At 72.0% G+C, this 18,986-nt stretch carries 15 protein-coding genes; 4 read left to right on the forward strand and 11 right to left on the reverse strand.

Features of this window, described 5'->3' with window-relative positions:
* Window positions 1–55: 55 nt before the first annotated feature.
* From ACWC97_RS00310 to ACWC97_RS00320, 3 genes are read right to left on the reverse strand one after another with little or no spacing between them, the layout of a single operon-like run.
* Window positions 56–2,458 carry a glycoside hydrolase family 65 protein gene (locus tag ACWC97_RS00310; protein WP_450646472.1) on the reverse strand — a complete coding sequence of 801 codons (2,403 nt, stop codon included), beginning with the start codon at window positions 2,456–2,458 and terminating at the stop codon, window positions 56–58.
* Complete coding sequence (locus tag ACWC97_RS00315; RefSeq protein ID WP_450646474.1) at window positions 2,455–3,228, reverse strand: HAD family hydrolase; 774 nt, start codon at window positions 3,226–3,228, stop codon at window positions 2,455–2,457. Before ACWC97_RS00315 ends, ACWC97_RS00310 begins: the two co-directional genes overlap by 4 nt.
* Window positions 3,225–4,307 (reverse strand): zinc-dependent alcohol dehydrogenase family protein, encoded by a 1,083-nt coding sequence (locus ACWC97_RS00320; protein ID WP_450646476.1) that lies wholly within the window; start codon window positions 4,305–4,307, stop codon window positions 3,225–3,227. Before ACWC97_RS00320 ends, ACWC97_RS00315 begins: the two co-directional genes overlap by 4 nt.
* A gap of 189 nt (window positions 4,308–4,496) precedes the next feature.
* On the opposite strand from ACWC97_RS00320, the gene ACWC97_RS00325 reads away from it, so the two are divergent.
* Window positions 4,497–5,153 (forward strand): CBS domain-containing protein, encoded by a 657-nt coding sequence (locus tag ACWC97_RS00325; RefSeq protein WP_450646477.1) that lies wholly within the window; start codon window positions 4,497–4,499, stop codon window positions 5,151–5,153.
* Between the two features lie 221 nt (window positions 5,154–5,374).
* Here ACWC97_RS00325 and ACWC97_RS00330 read toward each other — a convergent pair whose 3' ends face one another.
* The 5 genes from ACWC97_RS00330 to ACWC97_RS00350 all read right to left on the reverse strand — a co-directional run bounded on the left by ACWC97_RS00330 (window position 5,375) and on the right by ACWC97_RS00350 (window position 11,231).
* Window positions 5,375–6,280, reverse strand: coding sequence for a universal stress protein (locus tag ACWC97_RS00330; RefSeq protein ID WP_352276746.1), 906 nt, complete (start codon window positions 6,278–6,280; stop codon window positions 5,375–5,377).
* 136 nt (window positions 6,281–6,416) lie between these two features.
* Window positions 6,417–7,136 (reverse strand): pyridoxamine 5'-phosphate oxidase family protein, encoded by a 720-nt coding sequence (locus ACWC97_RS00335; RefSeq protein WP_450646480.1) that lies wholly within the window; start codon window positions 7,134–7,136, stop codon window positions 6,417–6,419.
* Complete coding sequence (locus tag ACWC97_RS00340) at window positions 7,123–7,422, reverse strand: DUF1918 domain-containing protein (protein ID WP_352276744.1); 300 nt, start codon at window positions 7,420–7,422, stop codon at window positions 7,123–7,125. The genes ACWC97_RS00335 and ACWC97_RS00340 overlap by 14 nt, the downstream gene beginning before the upstream one ends.
* 303 nt (window positions 7,423–7,725) lie before the next feature.
* Window positions 7,726–8,754, reverse strand: a complete 1,029-nt coding sequence (locus tag ACWC97_RS00345) for a zinc-binding alcohol dehydrogenase family protein (RefSeq protein WP_352276743.1) — start codon at window positions 8,752–8,754, stop codon at window positions 7,726–7,728.
* Between the two features lie 152 nt (window positions 8,755–8,906).
* Complete coding sequence (locus tag ACWC97_RS00350) at window positions 8,907–11,231, reverse strand: heavy metal translocating P-type ATPase (protein WP_450646483.1); 2,325 nt, start codon at window positions 11,229–11,231, stop codon at window positions 8,907–8,909.
* A 474-nt stretch (window positions 11,232–11,705) separates the two neighbouring features.
* Between ACWC97_RS00350 and ACWC97_RS00355 the strand changes: the two genes are divergently transcribed.
* Window positions 11,706–12,590, forward strand: a complete 885-nt coding sequence (locus ACWC97_RS00355) for a universal stress protein (protein WP_450646485.1) — start codon at window positions 11,706–11,708, stop codon at window positions 12,588–12,590.
* A gap of 45 nt (window positions 12,591–12,635) precedes the next feature.
* Window positions 12,636–13,361, forward strand: a complete 726-nt coding sequence (locus tag ACWC97_RS00360; protein WP_450646486.1) for a response regulator — start codon at window positions 12,636–12,638, stop codon at window positions 13,359–13,361.
* A gap of 39 nt (window positions 13,362–13,400) precedes the next feature.
* Here the strand turns inward: ACWC97_RS00360 and ACWC97_RS00365 are convergent, their stop codons facing one another.
* Window positions 13,401–15,122, reverse strand: a complete 1,722-nt coding sequence (locus ACWC97_RS00365) for a GAF domain-containing protein (protein ID WP_450646488.1) — start codon at window positions 15,120–15,122, stop codon at window positions 13,401–13,403.
* A 270-nt stretch (window positions 15,123–15,392) separates the two neighbouring features.
* On the opposite strand from ACWC97_RS00365, the gene ACWC97_RS00370 reads away from it, so the two are divergent.
* On the forward strand, window positions 15,393–15,848 hold the full coding sequence (locus tag ACWC97_RS00370) for a Crp/Fnr family transcriptional regulator (protein ID WP_352276735.1): 456 nt from the start codon (window positions 15,393–15,395) through the stop codon (window positions 15,846–15,848).
* A 157-nt stretch (window positions 15,849–16,005) separates the two neighbouring features.
* Here ACWC97_RS00370 and ACWC97_RS00375 read toward each other — a convergent pair whose 3' ends face one another.
* Both ACWC97_RS00375 and ACWC97_RS00380 read right to left on the reverse strand, forming a co-directional pair.
* A complete protein-coding gene (locus tag ACWC97_RS00375) occupies window positions 16,006–17,148 on the reverse strand; it encodes a serine/threonine-protein kinase (RefSeq protein WP_450646491.1) in 1,143 nt (380 codons plus the stop codon).
* Entirely contained in the window at window positions 17,145–18,932 is a 1,788-nt protein-coding gene (locus ACWC97_RS00380; RefSeq protein WP_450646493.1) for a serine/threonine protein kinase, read from the reverse strand. The genes ACWC97_RS00375 and ACWC97_RS00380 overlap by 4 nt, the downstream gene beginning before the upstream one ends.
* Window positions 18,933–18,986 lie beyond the last annotated feature (54 nt).

The following is an 18,986-nucleotide window of genomic DNA, read 5'->3' on the forward strand; positions in this document are numbered from 1 at the left end:
CGACCTGGCTGCCTGGCTGCGGCCCATCCGGGACGCCTCGCTGAAACGCCGCGGTTCACGACGCGCCGCCCCGCAACCGGAACCACCGTTCCTCCCCCGGTGCGACGGTACGCCGCCCTGTGGGCAGGGCGATGTCGAGTGGCCCCAGCGATGCCGCGGGCACCCGTATCCCCAGACGGCCCGGCAGCATACGCAGACGTATCCCGCGGTGCCCGCCGCAACAGAGCGTGAAGGCGAATCGAGGGAACTCCCGCAACGGCACCGGTGCCACGAGCAGTCCGCCCGGTCCCGCCTCCAGCCCGGTGATCCCGCGTTCGACCAGGTCGATCGTGCCGGCCATGGCTCCCAGGTGGATTCCCTCGCCGGTCGTCCCGCCCTGTACGTCGGCCACATCCGCCATCAGCGCCTCCTCGCAGTACCGCCAGGCGTCGGGGCCCTTCAAACGGGCAAGGACCCAGCCGTGCACCAGGCTGCTGAGGGTCGAACCGTGGCTGGTGCGCCTCAGGTGGTGGTGGACCGTGTCGCGCCAGATCTCGTCGTCCATCCGGTATCCGAGCCGGGCGAACAGCTCGGACAGCTCCTTCGCCCGAAAGAGGTAGCCGAGCATGAGGGTGTCGGCCTGCTTCGACGCCTGGTAGCGGTTGACGGTGTCGCCCTCGGCCTCCAGGATGCGGTCGAGTCGGCGGATGTCACCGTAACGGGTTCGGTACGCCGCCCAGTCGAGCTCCGCCAGCTCTCCGTATCCCGCGAACTGGCTCACGAGGCCCCGGTGGAACGGCACGTGGAGGCGGTGTGACACCTCGGCCCAGTGGTCGAGGGCCGTGGCGTCGAGCGCGAGCCGTTCGCACAGTTCCTCCCGCCGGGCGGCGGGCAGTTCGTCCAGCAGGTCGAGGCCGCGCGCGAGGACCCACGCGGCCGTCACGTTCGTGTAGGTGTTGTCGTCGATGCCCGGCTCCGTCGACCCCGGATATGCGTCGTGGTACTCGTCGGGGCCCACCACCCCGCGGATGCGGTACCGGCCCAGCGGCGCGTCGAACTCCGCCGAGGAGGCCCAGTAGCGGGCGATCTCCAGAAGTATCTCGGCACCTTCGGCATGCAGGAATCCACGGTCCCCGGTGGCCTGCGCGTACTTCCAGACGTTGTACGCGACGGCCGAGCCCACGTGGCGCTGGAGCCGGGAGTGGTCGGGCAGCCACCGGCCCGAACGCGGATTGAGGTGGAGCTCCTGGGTCTCCTCCTTTCCGGAACTCCCGCTCTGCCAGGGGCACATGGCGCCCTGTCGGCCGGTGCGGCGGGCCGCTTCCCGGGCGGCGGGGAGTCGGCGGTGGCGGTACATGAGCAGCGCCCTGGCCACCTCGGGGAAGTGGAGGTCGAGGTAGGGAAGGACGAAAAGCTCGTCCCAGAAGACGTGGCCCCGGTACGCCTCTCCGTGCAGGCCCCTCGCCGGGACTCCCACGTCGAGTTCGGCCGTGTGCGGGGAGACCGTCTGGAGCAGGTGGAACAGGTGCAGCCGCAGGATGCGGCCCGCCTCGCCCGGGACATGCAGTTCCCCCTCCGCCCAGAGGCGTTGCCAGGCGGCGTGGTGGGTGGCCAGCAGGACGGGGAGCTCCGGGGCACGCGCGGCTGCCTCCACCGCCGTCACGAGAGGGGAGCCGGACGGGCGGTCCAGCGACGTGTGCAGGGCCATGGTCTTCACCACGGTCGCCGACCGGCTCCGCCCGAGACGCAGAAGGTACGTCTGTACCGTTCCGGTCGGTGTGGTCACCGACCTGCCACCGCACCGAGGGCTGGTCACCGTACGGACCGCCATGGCGATCAGACGGCCCGGATCGCTCGTGCGGCAGGAGAGGAAGGCGACGCCGTCCGGTTCGAACCCACTTCGGTGACCGGTGAGGTGGCGGCCGTCCAGGGCCCGGTATCGCTCGACCCCGGCGTTGAGGACGGCGCCGTCCAGGACCGACTCGACCTCGATCGTCCCGGCCCAGCCGTACGCGTGGAACGTGGTGAGCTGGGCCGCGATCCCGGGGTCCCCCATGTGCACGATCCGCAGGTGGCTGACGCGCAGACCGCACCCTTCGGCATCCTGGAAGAAGAGGTGCCGGGTGAGCACGCCCCGTTCCAGGTCGAGCTGGACGTCACAGTGCCGCAGCTGGGCGGAGTCGGGCCCGAGCCACTCCCCAGGGGACTGGTCGTCGGGGAGACAGCGGTAGCGCAGGAGCGTCCAGTTCGGCAGGTTGACGAGGTCCTCGTTCTCGACGCGCTCACCGCTGACGTACGACGTACGGCGGTCGTAGCAGCCCGCCAGGTAGGTGCCCGGATAGTGCACGGCGTCGGCGACGCACTCGGGCGTGGAACCCCGGACGGCGAAGCGGCCGTTCCCGAGCGTGCAGAGCGCCTCCACCAACCGCTCCCGGGCCGGATCATACGCGTCGTACCGCCAGTTGGCCGCGGGGGTCATGGGTCCGCTCCCCACACGGCCGTCACGAGTTCCGTGAGGTCGGCGACGACGAGGTCGGCTCCGTGTTCCCGCAGTGGTGCGGTGCGGTGCCGGTCCGTGGTGCGGTCGACGCCGACGACGAGCCCGAAGCGGCCGTCATGGCCCGCCGAGACCCCGGCGAGCGCGTCCTCGACGACCGCGCCGTCCCCGGGCCGTGTGCCGAGCAGCCCTGCGGCCCGCAGGAACAGTGCGGGGTCGGGCTTGCCCGGAAGACCGAGTTCGGCGGCGTCGGCGCCGTCGACGACGACGGTCAGGAACCGGTCGAGTCCGGCTGTGCTGAGCAGCCGCCGGGCGTGCCGGGACGCGGAGACCGCGGCGCACGGCACACCGAGGGAGCGCAGGGCAGTGAGCGCGGGCACGACGTCCTCGAAGGGTGCGACCGGCTTCTCCCCCACCGCTTTCCGGTACTCCCGCTCCTTGCGCGCCGCCACCGCCCAAATCGTTTCACAGCCGGGGGACGCGTCCGCCCGCCCGGGCGGCAGGCGGATTCCTCGGGCGGTCAGGAACGCTTCCGCCCCGTCGTACCGGGACTTGCCGTCCACGAAGCGGCGGTAGTCGGCGTCCGCGTCGAACGGCATCCAGCTCTGTTCCCCGGAGGCCCACCGGGCGAGGCATCCGTCGAACGCGACCTTCCACGCCGCCGCGTGAACGGCTGCGGAGGCGAGCAGCACTCCGTCGGTGTCGAGGACGACGCCCCGGGGCGGTCGGCGTCCGGGACGGTGTCCGCTCATCCCCGCGCCACCGGCTGTGCGGCCTCGACGACCGTGTGCTGCGGGCTGCCGAGCGCGACCTTGACCGCGCCGGTCTCCGCCGCGCGGCCGAAGACGTCGTACGCCTCCTCCATCTGCCCGAGTTCGAAGCGGTGGGTCACCAGTTCCGCGGTGGGGAGCCGACCCGACGCCATCATGCTGAGCAGGACGGGGGTGGACACCGTGTCCACAAGCCCGGTGGTGAGGGTGATGTCCCTGATCCACAAGCTTTCGAGATGCAGGGCCGCCGGGCTGCCGTGGACCCCGATATTGGCGATCCGGCCGCCGGGCCGTGCCATCCGGGTGCACATCTCGAAGGTCTCCGGGACTCCCACCGCCTCCATGACCACATCGGCGCCCAGGCCGTCGGTGAGGTCGGCCACGAGTTGCTCGGGCTCCTCGTCCGCGGTGGCGGTGGCGTCCGCGCCCAGCCGACGGGCGGCTTCGAGACGGTTCGTCGCCAGGTCGACGACCACGATCCGCCCCGGACTGTACAGGCGTGCCGTGGTGATCGCGGCGAGTCCTATGGGACCGGCGCCGACCACCACGACCGTGTCTCCGGGCCGGACACCGCCGTTGAGGACGCCGACCTCGTAGGAGGTGGGGAAGACGTCGGCCAGCAGCACGGCGTCGAAGCTGTCGACGGCGTTCGGGAGCGGGTGGACGGACAGGTCGCCGAAGGGCACTCTCGCGTACTCGGCCTGCGTTCCGTCGATGGTGTGGCCGAGCACCCATCCTCCGCCGCCCAGGCACTGCCCGTAGCGGGACTCACGGCAGAAACGGCAACGTCCGCAGGGGGAGATGCAGGAGATCAGGACACGTTCGCCCGGCACCACGGTCCGGACGTCCTGGCCGGTCTCCACCACCGTGCCCACCGCCTCGTGCCCGAGGACGCGACCGGGCTCGACCTCGGGCACGTCCCCCTTGACGATGTGCAGGTCCGTGCCGCAGATGGTGACGGCCTCGACACGGACGATCGCGTCGGCCGAGTCCCTGATGCCCGGGTCCGGCACGTCCTGCCACTGGACGCGGCCCGTTCCCTGGAACACGAGAGCCTTCATGACAGCCGCCTTCCCGGTGTCAGCGGGTATCGCCCCGCAGGTGTCAACGTCAGGCTGGCGCCGGGCCCGGACACCGCGCATGGGCCGATCGGTCCCCGGAACGACCCCCTCGGGCCCGTCCTGCGCCGCCGTGCGGATGTGAAGGTGGATGCGGGCAGGTGCGTACCCGGCCAGCCGAAGGAGACCGCCATGGCCCGTCCCCCGTTCACCGTCGCGGACGTGATGTCCACGAAGGTCGTCGCCGTCCGGCCCGGTGCGGACTTCAAGGAGATCGTCACTGCCATGAACAGATGGAAGGTGACCGCGCTCCCCGTGATCGAAGGGGAAGGCCGGGTCGTGGGTGTCGTGTCCGAGGCCGATCTGGTTCTCAAGGAGGAACTCCACGATCGCCACCTCGGCTTCGTGGAGCAGCTGCGCAGACCCGGCGCCGTCGCGAAGGCGGGTTCCGGCCGGGCCCAGGACCTGATGACCTCGCCGGCCGTTACCGTCGACCCCGATTCCTCGCTGTCCCGAGCCGCGCGGCTGATGGCCACACGGCACGTCAAACGGCTGCCGGTCGTCGGCCCACACGGTCTGATCCAGGGCATTGTGAGCCGGTCCGACCTGCTGAAGGTCTTCCTCCGGCCGGACGAGGATCTCGCCGCCGAGGTCCGCGGCGAAGTCGTCGACCGGCTCTTCCCCCTGTCCCACGACCGGGTCGTGGTGCGCGTCGAGGCGGGCGTCGTCATCCTGACCGGTGAGGTGAGCGACGGCGCACTCGTCCCCGTGGCGGAGCGGCTGGCGCGCACCGTCGAAGGCGTGGTGGACGTGCGGTGCGAACTCACCGCTGAGGGGACGCAGCGGTGACGCCCCTCCGCGAGCTCGGGCGCCGGAGTTCCGTCGGATCGATGGTTCCCGACCGGCGTACGCGTCCCGCTGTCCGCCAGCGTCCGGTTCAGTCGTTGTCGGTCCGGCTCCGGGCCGCCCGACGGGCACCAGAACTCGGGCGTTCGCGTTTCGCCTCGGCAGTGGCCGGGGACAGTGCGGGACATCCGGGCTCCCGGGATCCACTCCGGGCAGAAGGCCCATCACGGCGTGCCGTCCATGGTCACGAACGCTGCCGGAACGATCTCCACGGGGCAGTGCGCGTGGTGGATGAGCGCGTGGGCGACGCGGCCGAGGGAGGGCCCCAGTCCCGTCGAAGGGTGGCCCCGGCCCATCACGAGGAGGTCGGTGTGGGCGCTCGCTTCGGTCAGGACGCCCGGGGTGCTCGTTCCTGCCTCCACATGATGGCCGACGACCAGGCCCGGGAACCTCTCGCGCACGCGGTCGGCGAGCTCCTTCATCTCCCTCACCCGCTGCTGCGCCATCTCGTCCAGGTCGTCGAGCATGGTCGCGACAGTGCCGACATGGGCGAGCACGTTCCACACGCTGATGATGCGCAGCGCCGCCCTGCGGGCATCCGCCTCCGCTGCGGCGAGCAGCAGCCACCCGAGGTCTGCGGAGTCACGTACGGCCGCGGTCACCGAGCCCGACTCCGGGCTTCCGGTCTCCCCGCGCACCACGACCACGGGCACCTCGGCAGAGGCAGCCACTCCCAGCCCGACGGAGCCCAGCAGCAGGGCGGAGAAGCCGCCGAGCCCCCTGCTTCCGACCACGACCGTTCCCCGGGAGCCGGCGGACGTGAGGAGTGCGGCGACCGGTTCGTGTTCATCGAGCTTCTGGGTGACGGCGAGGCCCGGGAAGCGTTCGCGTACGGCCTCCGCCGTCCCGGTCAGCACCTCATGGGCGGCTTCACGTGCCGTGTGCGCCGATTTCGCGTCGCGGGTGTGGACGCGCCGGCCGGTGTCGATGGCGTGCACGAGACACAGGGCGCGCGAGCGGCGGTCGGCCTCCTCGGCGGCCCAGAGCGCGGCGGTCCGCGCCGAGGGGGAACCGTCGATTCCCACGACGACCTCGGCGAGCCCGAGCGGGGCTGCGGTCTGCTTGTTCATAGCTCCTCCTTCGGTCCGCCCCGGGAGCCTGCGCGCACCCCGTGGCCGGCGATGGGTGTGCCGACTCCGTCGCGGCCTCGACCGCCATGGGCCGTTCGGGTCCCATGGCGTGCGGCCCGACCGCCCGGCCACGGGTTCAGCGCTCCCGCGTACCGGCCCCGTCGGCAGTGCCGGGCGCACCCGGCACCAGGATCCGGCGCCCCGTCACACGGTGCGGCAGGAGCAGAACGGGGGTGTCCCGCCCCTCCCCGGCCCACGACTGCGCCTGCGCCTGCGCCTGCGCGGCAACCCGGAGGGACTGGGACTCGGCCGAGTCCGAGACGATGCGCACCGGGCCGACGAGTAGCACACTCCAGCCCTGGCGGAACGCCTCGTCCACATGGTCCTCCTCGAAGGCGATCTCGGCACCGGCGGCTGCGGCCCGCCCGAGTGCGGACGTGGCCGTGGTCATGAAGAGCACCCGCCCGTCGATGACCCGGTAGTTGACGGGGATGACGTCAAGTGTGTCCGCCACCTCGATGGCGATCCGGCCCACGCCGTGGTCGCCGAGCAGCACCCAGCATTCCTTCTCGTCGATCCTCTCCAGCCTCGGCCGTGCTCCTGCGTGCCCTTCTCCGGACGGGAGGTCGGCCGCCATCCCCATCAGGTCCTGGACCGTGGTCTCCAAGGCGTCCGCGAGCCGGACCAGGAACCCCGTTCCCGGACCGGGCAACCGCTCCTCCACGTAGGTGATGTAGCCGACGGTGGATCCTGCCCGGTCCGCCACGTCCTCCCGGGAGAGGTTGAGCTGCCGACGCCTGGTCGCGACCCGGCGCCCGAAATCGCTCGGGTGCGGCACCTTGTCAACGGTGTTCATCGTCTTTCCTCCTGGACGGCCGACGCCGAGGTCCGGCGGAGGAGTCATCGGCCGGGTAGTGCCGGACCCGGGCGTCCGGGCCGGGGAACACCAGGGTGACCCGGCCGGTGTCCGACCAGCGGACATCGTAGGGCGGGGTGCCGTCCGTGTGGTGCAGTCCGACGATCTCTCCGTCCCGCCCCTCGTCCCCGACGGTGGCACCGCCCACCACAAGCCGGTCGCCCGTTCGGGCCCAGAGCCCCGCACGCGGTTTCACCGAGCCGTCCGGCACTTCGGTCCCAGCCATGACCGTCTCCCGTCGCCGTGCATCTCCGGGCTCCTCCTTGGGCGGCCCGCGTTCCCGAGCCCATGCTGCTCCTGTCCGGAGCTCGCCTCATAGGGGCCACCGGACCCGGAACAGGACCGTTCGGCACTGCCTGTCCGCGGCGCCGGTGCCCCAGGGTGGAATCCGCCGGGATTCCACGCTCCTCGAGGAGGACCGTCATGCAGCACCGCACGGTTTCCGAGGTCATGACCCACAACGTCGTCACCGCGACTCGTCACTGTTCGGGGACGCCTGCGGGACCCGCCGGACAGGGCAGGCCCGACGTCATCCGGGGACGAGGACGGCGGCACCGTCGACCCGGTCGGCGGCGAGGTCCCTGAGCGCCTGGTCGGCGGCGTCGAGCGGATAGGGGCTGGTCGTGACCCGTATACCGATCCGGGCCGCCGTCTCCAGGAAGTCCCGGCCGTCCTGCCGGGTGTTGGAGGTGACGCTGCACAGGCTCCGTTCCTCGAAGAGGTGGCGGCGGTAGTTCAGCACGGGAACGTCGGTGAGGTGGATCCCGGCGACGGCGAGTGTGCCCGAGCGGTCCAGTGCCTCCAGCGCCACGGGGACCAGGTCGCCGACCGGTGCGAACAGGATCGCCGAGTCCAGTGGTTCCGGCGGGCGGTCGTAGGCGCCGCGCGCGGAGGCGGCACCCAGTTCGAGGGCGAGCTCGCGGGCTCGCGCCGAGCGCGTGAGCACGTGCACCGTCGCTCCTTCGGCCAGTGCGACCTGCGCCGCCAGATGGGCCGAGGCCCCGAAGCCGTAGATCCCGAGCCGTCCGCCGGGGGGCAGGGCGCTGCGGCGCAGGGCCCGGTAGCCGATGATTCCGGCGCACAGCAGCGGCGCCAGCAGCGCGGCGTCCTGGTCGTCGGGGAGCCGGTAGGCGTAGTCGGCAGGTACGAGGGCGGCCTCGGCGAATCCGCCGTCCGCGTCCCAGCCGGTGTACCGGGAGTCCGGGCAGAGGTTCTCACGGCCCGCCCGGCAGTACCTGCAACGGCCGCAGGTCCCGCGGAGCCAGGCCCCGCCCGCGCGGTCACCGGCCCGGAAGTCCGTGACCCCTTCACCGACGGCGGCGACCCGCCCGACGATCTCGTGCCCGGGGACGGTCGACGGCCGGTGCGGGGGAAGATCGCCCTCGGCGAGGTGCAGGTCGGTACGGCACACACCACATGCCTCCACCATGAGCAGCATCTCGCCCGGGCCGGGGGAAGGGGCAGCCCGCCGTATCCGCATCAGTGGACCGCCCTCGATCGGGCCGGGGTTCCCTACGGCCCACCCGGTCAGCGCCTCCTCGTCCGGCACGCGCACCATGCTCCTAGCGTCACACCGGGACACCGGCCCGGCAAACGCTCACCGGGGAGGAACCGGCCGACCGCAGCGGGAAAGCGGGCACCCTCCCACGGCTTCGCGTCGTGAGCCCGGGTGAGTCGCATATCGGGTCTCTGCTCCGGCCCGGGAATCTGCTACGGCGCGAGGGAGAAGTAGTTCTCCTCCTCCTGGGTGAAGTGCAGACGCAGGACCGTGTTCAGGCCGTAGAGACAGGAGCGCAGGTCGTCGAGTTGCTCGGGGGCCAGGCCACCACCGCTCCGGGCGAGCTGCAGGTGGGTGGCGATACGGCGGGAGAGACGTTCGATCTCCGTGTGGGCACGGCTCATGGTCGCGGTCGCCTCGGGGCCTCCCAGAGTGGGAGCGAGAGCGGGATAGAGCTGGTTTTCCTCGGCTTGTTCATGGGGCAGGAGTCGTTCGGTGAGCAGGTGATGGGTCTGCTCGACGGCGGCGAGAGCCTTCGGGCCGGTGGTGTCGGAGAGCTGATCGGCGGCAGCACGTACGGCGTCGAGAACGTCCTGGAGGTCGTCGTGTTCCGCGGCGAAGCGGTGGATGAGTGCCTCGGCCTCGGGGGTGAGGGTCGGCCGCGCGGTCCGATCGACGCGCAGGGCACGGAGAGCGTTGACGATGACGGCGATGTCGATGCCTTCCTGCAGCAGCGCGCCGACGGCGGGCGGAAGCAGTCCGACGGCGGCTGCGGCCATCGCGGCGATGGACAGCAGCATGCCCCCGAGAGCGCTCTGGACGGCGATGCGACGCGACCGCCGGGCGATGGCGACGGCATCGGCGAGGCGGTCGAGGCGGTCGGTGGTCAGGACGATGTCGGCGGCCTCGGAGGAGGCGGTGGCGCCCCGTGCCCCCATGGCGACTCCGATGTCGGCGGCGGCGAGGGCGGGGGCGTCGTTGACCCCGTCGCCGACCATCACCGTGACCGCGTGCTCCCGTTCCGCGTGCACGGCGGCGACCTTCTCGGCCGGGCCGAGTTCGGCGTGCACCTCGTCGAGGCCGAGTACCGCGGCGACTTCCCGGGCGGGAGCGGCACGGTCGCCGGTCAGCATCAGCAGTCGATCGATCCCGGCCGTACGCAGGTGGCGCAGGGTGCGTGGGGCGTCGGGCCGCAGGGGGTCGCGCAGCAGGACGGCACCGGCGGGCCGCTCGTCGAGGACGAGCCAGGCGAGTGCCGCACCGTCGAGGAGCGCACGGTTCTCCACCGCCCTGGCCCAGGCGGGACGCACGTCCACGGCCCTGGGGCGGCCCACGCCGACCCTGCGCCCGTCCACGGTGCCGACGGCTCCCCGGCCGGGCTCCTCGACGACGTCCTCGGCGGTCGACAGCTCCAGTCCACGCTCCCGGGCCGCGTCGACGATGGCCCGGGCCAGTACGTGCGGTGAGTACTGGTCGACCGAGGCCGCCAGTCGCAGCACCTCTGCGGGCTTCAGCCCGGGGGCGGCGACGACATCGAGGACACGAGGGCGTCCACCGGTGAGAGTGCCGGTCTTGTCGAGCAGGAGGGTACGGGCGCGCCCGAGATTCTCCAGCGCGCCGCCGTCGCGGACGACCACGCCGAGGCGTGATGCCCGGGACAGCCCCGACACGACGGCGACCGGGGCGGCGAGCAGCAGAGGACAGGGGGTGGCGACGACCAGAACGGCGACCGCGCGTACCGCGGAGCCACTGAGCAGCCAGGCCAGTCCCGCCACCGCGAGGGAGAGGGGGAGGAACCAGGCCGCGTAGCGGTCGGCCAGCCGTACGACCGGCGCGGACTCGGCCCCGGCCTGCTCGGCCAGCCGCACGATGCCCGCGTAGGTGCTGTCCCGCTCGGTGGCGGTGGCCCGCAGTTCGAAGGCCCCGCCCGCGTTGACCACCCCGCTGCGCACCCCTTCGCCGTGGCGATGCTGGACCTGGAGGGGTTCGCCGGTGAGTGCCGACTCGTCCAGGACCGCGACGGCGCTTTCCACCCAGCCGTCGACGGGTACCACCTCACCCGGGCGCACCACGAGCAGGTCACCGACGACGGCTTCGCTCAGCGGCACGGTGTCCACTCCCGTGTCCGTACGGCGATGCGCCGAGCGCGGTGCGTGTTCGAGCAGGGCACGCAGGTCGTGGGAGGCCCGCCGTTGGGCGGCCGTCTCCAGGGCTCGACCGGTGGCGAGCATCAACGCGATCAGGGCACCCGCCACGTACTCGCCCACGGCCAGGGTGCCGCCGAGCGCGAGTACGGCGATCACGTCCACCCCGGCTCGGCCGCGCCGCAGAGCCGCCACCACCCAGCCGACCGCGGGGCCGATGGCGGCTGCGGTGCCCAGCGCCCAGAACAGGTCCGCGAGCGCGGGTGCGTCGGCCAGCCAGGCGATTCCTCCCGCTGCCAAGGCCGTGGTCGTCACTGCCACGAGCATGGGTTCGAGCCGCAGGAACGCGGTCGGGGCAGTCGGGCGGCGTGGCCGTGCCCGGTTGTGGTTCATGGCGTACCTCGGTCCTCGGCGGGGCAACCGTCTGGGTGGTCTCCTGCCATCGCATCACGGAAGCAGGTCGAGCGGCCGGGGCCGCGACCCGTTTGGCGGACCGCACGGTGGCGGGATGTGCTTCTGGCCCCTCGCCCGCTCGGCGGCGATGCGGACGGGGCGCGGGCTCCTGCGGTGGTCATTCCCGTTCCCCGGAGTCGCCCGCCCCGGTATGGCGGCGAATCAGGCACGCCCCGGGTGACATCCACCCGTACGTTCCGGTGGTCTCCCGGGAACAGCGTGCCGAGGACCTGCCGCCGCCCTACCCGTTCGTGCTCGCTCGAAGGCCCGGTGCGGACCGGTAGGGCCACGGAGCCGTCCCCTTGAGGAACCTTCCGGGCCCGGACGGGGGACGAACGGCCCCTACGCACCGGCCGACGAACCGCCCCATGCTGAAGACGGGGCGACGCCTCTTCGAGGAAGGTGGTAGGAGCCATGCAGTTCCCAATAGTCGCCGCGGTGGACGGGTCGGAGGGCAGCCTCCGGGCCCTGGACTGGGCCGCCTCGGAAGCGGCGCGCTCACGGCTCCCGCTGCGCGTCGTCCACGCGTCGTTGTGGGAGCGCTATGAGACCGCGTGGCCCACGTTCGACACCGGGCGCCCGGCCGAGCAGATTCTCGCCGAGCACCTCGTCGCGTCCGCGCAGGAACGGGTGGAGCGCCTCCATGCCGAGGTGAGGACGACCGCCGACGTGCGGCCCGAGGACCCGGTTCACGCGCTGGTGCACGAGAGCCACGAGGCCGCTCTGCTCGTGCTCGGCTCCCGTGGCCGCGGCCGGATCGCCGGAATGCTCCTGGGGTCCGTGAGCCTCGCCGTCGCCGGCCGTTCCCACTGCCCGGTGGTCGTGGTACCCGCCGCCGCACCGGAGATCCCGCCCGAGCCGGCCCGCGTCGTCGTCGGCATCGGCGACGCCGCGGGGCCGTCCGCGGCCGTCCGCTTCGCTCTCGCCCAGGCGGTCTCGCGCCACGGCGAGCTGATCGCCGTACGCGCCTGGCGCTCCCCCGCCCACGAAGCGGCGAAGCATCCGCTGCTCTCCGGCTCTCCGACCTCCGCACATCATCAGGAGGCCGCCGACCACCTGGAAGAAGTCCTGGCCGTACTGGAACGGTCCGGGCACGGAGCCGACATCCACCGGTCCGTGGTCCAGGGCCCCGCCCATCAGGTACTGATCGAGGCGGCCGAGGGCGCGGATCTCCTGGTCGTCGGTGCGCGGCGGGCCGACGGGCACCCCGGCTCGCGCCTCGGTCCGGTCAATCACGCGGTACTGCACTATGCGTCCTGCCCGGTCGCCGTCGTACCCGACGCCCCGGCCCCACAGTGAGGAACCGGGAGAACAGCGCGATCCTTGGAGACGAGGAGGGCCGTCATGGGCAACGGAACGGAGTTCTCCGCACAGAGTCCGATCCGCGTGTTCCTGCTGGACGACCACGAGGTCGTCCGGCGCGGTGTGCAGGATCTGCTCGACGCGGAGGCCGACATCGAGGTCGTCGGCGACGCGGGAACGGCCGACCACGCGCTGGCCCGGGGCCCGGCGCTCCGCCCCGATGTGGCGATCCTCGATGTGCGGCTGCCGGACGGCGACGGGATCACGGTCTGCCGTGAACTGCGTTCGCGCATGCCGGATCTGGCCTGTCTGATGCTCACCTCGTTCGACGACGACGAAGCGCTGCTCGACGCCATCATGGCCGGCGCGGCCGGATACGTGCTGAAGGAGATCAAGGGCACGGACCTCGTCGCCGCCGTCCGTACCCTGGCGTCCGGGCGGTCGACCCTCGATCCTTCGACCACGGCACGGCTGATGAACAGCCTGCGCGGGGAGGGCTCCGGTAGCGGTTCCGCGGAGGGCGACGCGCTGACGGCGCTCTCCCCCCGGGAGAAGGACGTCCTCGCTCTGATCGGCGAAGGACTCACCAACGGCCAGATCGGCAAGCGTCTCTACCTCTCCGAGAAGACGGTCAAGAACCACATCTCCCGGTTGCTGGCCAAGCTCGGTGTCGAACGCCGCATCCAGGCGGCCGTGATCGCCGCACACGCCGCGGACGACCACGCCGCAGGCACGTCCTCGCACACCACCGCACACCACACGGCCTGATCCCCTGTCCCCCGCGCTTCCCCCGCGCTCCGGGTGCTGTCAGGAGAGCCGCAGCGGAACCCGCCAACTCAGCCTGGTGCCACCCCGGTCCGCCTCCCCCACCGTCAACGCGCCGCCGAACTTCTCCGCGCGCCGCGCGAGGTTGTCGAGCCCGCTCCGGGAAGCGATGTGCCCGGGCATGCCGACGCCGTTGTCCGACACGACCAGTTCCACTTCGCCCTCCCCCACCACCAGCGAGATGTCCAGCGCCGTCGCCCGTGCGTGGCGGGCGACATTGCTCAGAGCCTCGCCGAGCACCGCGATCACCTGCTCGGCGATCGCGGCCGGAACATCCGTGTCGATCAGCCCTGCCAGCCGCAGCGACGGCTGGAACCCCAAGGTCCTGGCGGCCTGCTCGACCGTGGCCGCCACCCGGACACGCAGCCCCTGGCCGGCCCGGCCCGAGCCGGTGACGCGGAGACCGAAGATGGTGGACCGGATGATCTTGATGGTCTCGTCCAGGTCGTCCACCGCCCGCAGCAGCCGCTCACTCGCCTCCGGCTGTTCCACCAGGCGCACCACGCTCTGCAAGGTCATCCCCGTGGCGAACAGCCGCTGAATGGCCAGGTCGTGCAGATCCCTGGCGATACGGTCGCGCTCCTCCAACAGAGCGATCTGTTCGGCGGACTCACGTCGCTCGGTGAGCTCCATCGCCAGCGCGGCCTGTCCGGCGAACGTCAGCAGCGGCGTGGTCTCCGCATCGGTGAAGACGGGACGTTCCCGTGTCCGGGCCAGCAGCAGGACTCCTCGGGCCCGGCCCCCTGTGATCATCGGAACCGCGACAGCGGGGCCCAGTCCCGCCCATCGCCGTGGTCCCTCCGTGATCCTCGGGTCGTGTTCGACATCACGGCTGGTGATCGGCTCAGCCGCGTCGAGTGCCGCGCCTGAGAACGAGCCTTCCCGCGGCAGGACCAGCCCGCGGTGCGACTCCGCATCCAGCCCGGAGGCCTCCACCACGCGCAGGTTCTTCTTGTCGGCGACCAGTGCCAGCACTCCGAGATCCGCGGCCAGGATGCGAGCGGAGTGACCGACGATCATCCGCTGGACACGGGTTTGACCCGCCCCGCTCATCAGAGCGGCGACGACCTCGTTGTTGGCTTCCTGCCAGCGTTGGCGGTTACGCGTCTCCGCATGGACGCGGGCGTTCTCGATGGCCACGCCCGCCGCGACCGCCAGCGTGGACAGCACGGCCTCGTCCTCGGCGTCGAAAGCCCGGCCGCCCCGCTTCTGCGTCAGGTACAGATTGCCGAAGACCTCGTCGCGGACCCGGATGGGAACGCCGAGGAACGAGTGCATCGGGGGGTGGTTCGGCGGAAATCCGTATGCCGAAGGGTGCTCGGAGAGCTCCGCCAACCGCAACGGTTCGGGATGGCGGATCAGCTCACCGAGAATGCCGTGCCCCGTTGGCAGGTGCCCGATGGCTTCGTGCTGCTCCGCCGTGAGGCCCACTGTCAGGAACTGGACCAGTCGGGTTCCCTCACCGACCACTCCGAGCGCCCCGTACTCCGCATCGACCACGACAACCGCCGCTTCGACGATACGGCGCAGCACGCGGGGCAGATCGAGTTCCCGGCCCACGGACATGACCGCGTCCAAGAGCTGGGCCATCTCCACCGGCTCCCGCATCACTGCGGCGAGCCGTTCCTGGAGCCCGCCGGGGAGCGAGCCCAGCCGGTGACGTCCCTCTCCGCAGTGGTCACGTGACTTGTCGTTGTCGCCCACGATGCCTCCGTTACGGCCCCCGTGGGACGCGATGGGGCCACACCTTCACGGTAATGGCCGTGAGCCGGGAGGCATCCGGTGGCGGAGTACCGGTCGGACGCCGACGGCACGGGCACACCCCCCGCCCGTGGGGGAGCCGGGCGACGGGACACTGCGCGGCGGGCCGCGTACAGGGGCCGTTGGGCCTCCGAATCGGACCCGGGCGGCCCGTGGTGACGTGGCCCCTGAGCGTTCACCCTGGATGGAGTGATCACGAAGGGAGCCGCTGAGATGACTTCGGCCACCACCATCGGCACCGCGCTGCCCGCCGAGCACCGCGAACGGCTGTTGGGCCTCGCCCGGGAAACCTCCTTCGACGCCGGTACGCGTCTGTTCGAGGAGGGGCGGCACGCCGACCGATTCTGGATCATCCGCACCGGAACCGTCGCCCTCGACCTGCGTGTGCCGGGGCGTCGGCACGCCGTCATCGAGTCGCTCGGCCACGGCGAACTGATCGGCTGGTCCTGGCACTACCCGCCGTTCACCTGGCACCTGGGCGCCGAGGCGATGAGCCCGGTCCGGGCCTGGGAGTTCGACGCCGAAGCGGTCCGGTCGCTCTGCGCCGAGGACGCGGAGTTCGGCCGGTCGATCGCGGTCTGGGTCGGCCGCGTCGTCGCCCAGCGGCTGCACGCCGCCCGAGTCCGGCTCCTCGACCTCTACGCCCCCTACGGCAGCGGCGGAGCATGAGCGCCCATGCGCTTACGGTGACGGCACTCGCGCCCGAGGAGTCCGAGGCCGCTCCGTGGTGCGGCCTCGTGGGAGCCGGGATCGTCTCCGGTGCGGGACGGGAATCGACCGGGGAGAACGGCATGAGCGTGGGGAGGCCGGTCTGCGGAGTTCGGCGTCAGTCGGTGGCGACGGCGACCACGATCACGATCACCGTGGCGAGGACGGCCAGAGCGCCGAGAAGGAACAGGCCGAGGCCCGCGCAGTTCGCGACGAAGCCTCCTGCCGCGCGCCAGCCCCGGGGGGTCAGGCCAACCGTGCGACGGGGGAAGGTTCTGGTGTCCGGGGGGCTCTCGGCGGACATGGCCTCGGCGTCGTGCGGGGGGCTGTCGTCGTATGCGGGTCTATCGGCTCCTGGCACAGGGGCGCTCGCATATTTCTCGGCCAGTTCCCGCCCCTGCCGCTGGTACGCCAGGACGATCCCGGCCCAGCGGTCCGGCATCCGGGACGCGCCCGCTCGGCCCACCGCTTCCGCCCGCTCCCGCAGCTCGTCCGGACGCGGCCGGTCCGCCGGGTCGGCCGCGAGGCAGGCCGACACCAGCCCGAGCAACGGCTCCGGCACCTCCGCGGTGTCGACGGCGCCGCGTGCGACGAGCCCCAGCAGCTGTATGGGGTCGCCGACGTCGGGGTAGGGCGCCCGGCCGGTCGCCAGGGTGCACAGCGTCGCACCGAGCCCGTACACGTCCCCCGCCGGAGTCGCCGGTTCGCCGCGCGCCTGCTCCGGGGCGATGTACGCGAGCGTGCCCAGCGTCAGCCGCGTCCGGGTCAGATCGGTGGCGTGCGAGATACCGAAGTCGATGACCTTGACCCCATCGGCCGACAGCAGGATGTTCTGCGGTTTGAGGTCGCGGTGGACCACACCGGCCGAATGCAGCGCCGTCAGGGCCGTCGCGCATTCGGCAGCCAGCCAGGCGGCGGTCACGGCGTCCACGGGCCCGCCTCGGGCGACGAGTTCGCCGAGGGAGGGTGCCGGTACGTACTCCGTCGCCAGCCAGGGCCTCCGCTCTCCGGGTGCCGCGTCCAACAACCGGGCCGTGTGCCGTCCCGGGACCCGCCGGGCCAGGGCCGCCTCCCGCGCGAACCGCTGCCGGTCGGTGTCGCCGATCTCCTCCACCAGCAGCGTCTTGACCGCCGCCAGTTCGCCCGTGCCGGAGTGCACGGCGAGGTAGACGCGGCCCATACCGCCGACGGCGAGCCGGCCCACGAGCCGGTACGGACCGAGGCCCGTCGGATCGGACCGGTGCAGCGGGCTCGGGGTCACGCCCGGGTCAGGCACAGCAGGCGCCCCCGTTCGGTGAATCGGTACTGCACGACGGCCTCTTCGGGGCAGCCCTGCTCGACCTGCGCGGAGCTGATCACCCGCAGCACCGCCCACCCCCGGGGAGGCGCGTCGGAGCAGCCGACGGTGGTGGCGAAGACGGTGTCCTCGAGGAGGGGTGTGACCTGCAGGACGATGTCGTCCGTGGGCTCGGCCCCCAGTACGCACTCCCCGTCGGTGAACCGGCGCTCCAGACACAGGCTGACCGTGCCCGCACCGCTTTGCCGTGTCCACGCCATCGCTCCGTCACCGCCCATGCACCGCTCGACGAGCCCCCCTTTCTCCCGAGCGATCACCTTCCAGGGCGCGTTCGTCGCGGTGCGGCAATCAGCGGTCCGGGGTGCCTCGTCCGTCCAGCCGTGTTCGAGGTCGAGGTCGGTGGTGACGCAGTCGCCGGTGACGACGGCGTCGAAGGCCCGGTCCGTGGCGTCCGGGTCGTCCGCGTGACTGTACTGGTAGTAGCCGTACGTGGCGCCGACGGCGAGCAGCAGCAGGAGGGAGGCCATGAACACCTGAATGGAGCGGACCAGGATACGGGCGCCTCTGCCCGCGCCGGGCTGGTCGGCGGGTGCGGGGGTGGCGGCTTCCGCACGGGAGGGGGCTCCGGCCTCGGCCGCGACTTCCGCACGGGGCGGCCCTTCGATCTCCGCGTACGCGCGTTCCTCCTGCACGGTCCCGGCAACGGGCGCCTCCTGGAGCATCCGTGTCGCCGCCGTCCTGTCCCGTGTGCTGTCGTGCAGCACCCGCGTCCGTGCCTCGTCCTCCGGCGGCTCGTCACGCGGGTCGGCAGCCAGGGCACGGCCCTGGCGTGCGTAGCCTTCGATCAGCCGCGCCCACGGGCTCGGCAGCCATCCGGATGCGTCCGCGGCCGTCGGCATCTCGGCCAGTTCGAAAGCGAACCGGTCGAGCAGTTCCTCCGCGCTCGGCCGGTCCTCCGGCGAGAGCGAAAGGCAGGCGCGGACCACTGGCCCGAGTTCCTCCGGCAACCCGGCCAGGTCCGTGTCCGCCTCCGCCACGTACGTCAGCAGGAGCAGCATCTCGGTATCGGGCGGATACGGGGAGCGCCCGACGGCGAGGTGGAAGAGGGTGGCGCCGAGCGAGTACACGTCGGACGCTGCGGTGGAGGGTTCGCCGCGCGCCTGTTCCGGGGACGTGAACGCGATCGTGCCCAGGGTGAGCTGGGTACGTGTCAGGTCCGCCGCGTGCGAGATTCCGAAGTCGATGAGGCGCGGGCCGGAAAGCTCCAACAGAAGGTTCTGCGGTTTCACGTCCCGGTGCACGATGCCCTGCCGGTGCAGCTCCACGAGCGCTTCCAGCGCGCCGCGCGTCACCCAGCGGGCAGCCGTTCCGGTCAACGGGCCGGCACGGGAGACGAGTTCGGACAAGGACGGCGCAGGCACGTACTCCGTCGCCATCCACGGACGTTCCGCCTGCGGATCGGCGTCCAGCACCCGGGCGGTACGCACTCCCTCGGCGCGCCGGGCCACCTTGACCTCGCGTGCGAACCGCCGCCGGTCCGCATCACCGATGTGCCCCTCGGCAAGAAGCGTCTTGACCGCGGCCAGCGAATTGTCGCCCCGTGACCGGGCGAGAAAGATCCGCCCCATCCCGCCCGACGCGAGCCGTCCGATCAGTGTGTACGTACCGAGTTGTACCGGATCGCCCTCCTCCAGCGGCTGGATCCTCGCCCCATGGTCGGCCCCGAACATCTCTCCCCCAGCGGTCAACGCCAGTCTCCCCCGGCTCCCCGTTCGCCGCCATCCCCTGGTCGACGCCGCAGT

The sequence above is a fragment of the Streptomyces sp. NPDC001108 genome, assembly GCF_053598535.1.